The sequence below is a fragment of the Shewanella sp. 1180_01 genome, from assembly GCF_052850535.1.
The window spans coordinates 1-1,854 of record NZ_VXCT01000122.1 but is presented as its reverse complement, the minus strand read 5'-3'; the positions used below and the strand labels follow the sequence as shown (position 1 = coordinate 1,854).

Sequence of the window (1,854 nt, the reverse complement as noted above, 5' to 3'; positions counted from 1 at the left end):
GTAGTTGTTTAACTACACGGTAAAACTCTCCACTGCCAACTCTCATGTAGTTGGTATTTGAACTAGCTATCGCAAATGTGTTGTAGTCATCAAAGTAGTAATTAATCCCATTTGGTAATTTTACTTTAAACCCTTCCTTACCATTTTTGTTTGTATAGCAATCAACTAACCATTTGTTCTTTGTTATATAATTTGAGGAGCCAGAATTATCCCCTATTACTTTTTTATTTATAAGGATTGCGGATTGACTTACTCCTGGGATAATAATTGTGGGAGATTGATGAAACATATAAAGTGCTTCCGGCCTTATATATTTGTCAGGGTTTCTACGCATATCACCGGAGCAAAACTTATACATATCCCAGTCAAGAGGATAGCTACTATCTAATTTTCCTCTAGCCCGGTCTCTAACGACAAAGCTTAATTCTATTCTAGGCAGATCCTCAACCCATCCTAAAGTTGTAGGCAAGTATGTATTAAATTTTGTTCTATAAGATACTTCTAGTTGAGAGTTTCCAGGGATTACTGCATCGTTTCGATAGAAAGATACATTACCTGAATAAAGGTCCAGTTTGTCTCCCATTAGGTCGCTTGAGTGATATTCTAAATCATACGAGATTCCCTTCGGTAAACTGAAATATTCTAAGTGACCAAATTTTTCGGGGCTGGTGTCTATAAACTCCTCAGCAAGTGAGTGACTTGTTAAAGTTATTGATATTATTAAAGAAAAAAACAGAAAGATTTTTTTTGAGATTTTACTTTTTTTTAAGTTATGACTTATCAATGTCATCGATACTTCCATAATCTAATAATTGAAAAATTTTAAGGTATACTTACTCAATAATGTTCTGATGATAACAATTTTTACAAAGATTTACCTTGTTTGAGGGTGAGTTATTATGAGTTATTAGTGTTTGGTTTTAAATAAATATGTTCTAAATAAAATTGATGAAAACTTATATTAATCAGTGTTTTGGGTGTTTTTTTGGCGACTTTAAATTAAAAGGTCATTAAATAGACAGTTAATCTATTTTAAATAATCGGCTAACTCATCACTTATCTTTCTCAAATCAGTGCTTCTTTAATAAGCAGCTTTATGTCATCCATTGGCGTTTTCATTAACCCTCGTTCATAAGAACAACAAGGATGTTCAAAATACACTCTTGTATCCATTATATTCGTTGTCTCTTCATGGTTCGCAAACTTTTGTTCTTTATCCGCTGTTATCGTTAACACATCAAAGGGTTTACATTGTTGAAACTGAGTAGCAGCGCGCCGCTCCTTTGGAGACTGAGCAGCGACGTGTCACCCTATCACCTTACGCTTCATGCCCAGTCGTCAGCTTAATCAATCCCAATGAACATCATGAGTTGTGGGCAGTAATACGCTAATGCCAGTAGTCGATGATGGCCGGTACCTAAGAGTGTTGTTCCGCTTGGTTCTATGATCCTGTCGTGTTTACCTGCAGTGGTGTCCGCTAATCTCACGCTGGCTAGTTGCTTGTTGGGATAAAGGGAATGGATAGGGCGGATAGATGCTGATACCTCGCATCAATGTTCATGTTTACGTTTTTGTCAGCGGTTTTACCTGCAGATGTACTAGTCGTTCAGGCATTTGCTAATGTCTGTGGGTGAAGCCGGCATAAATAAGACTGATATAGGCGTGTTGAGCGACGATGACGAGTGAGAATACCACACGTTTTTCTTGCCTTAGTTGTTACTTATATGTTGTATCATGATGGGGCTATTACACCATTATGCTTCAATAATTCTTCGATGCGGCCTAGATAATCCCTAGATCCCCTCAAAAAGTTGGGAGCACTCAAACTCATGCAGCAGTAGGGCTACAGGCATA

1 protein-coding gene is annotated in these 1,854 nt (G+C 37.1%); it reads right to left on the bottom strand.

What is annotated here, in order from left to right; all coding sequences use genetic code 11:
• The coding region (locus FW758_RS24340) for a hypothetical protein (RefSeq protein ID WP_446446802.1) at positions 1-790 on the bottom strand (790 nt) is incomplete at its 3' end.
• Between the last annotated feature and the right edge of the window lie 1,064 nt (positions 791-1,854).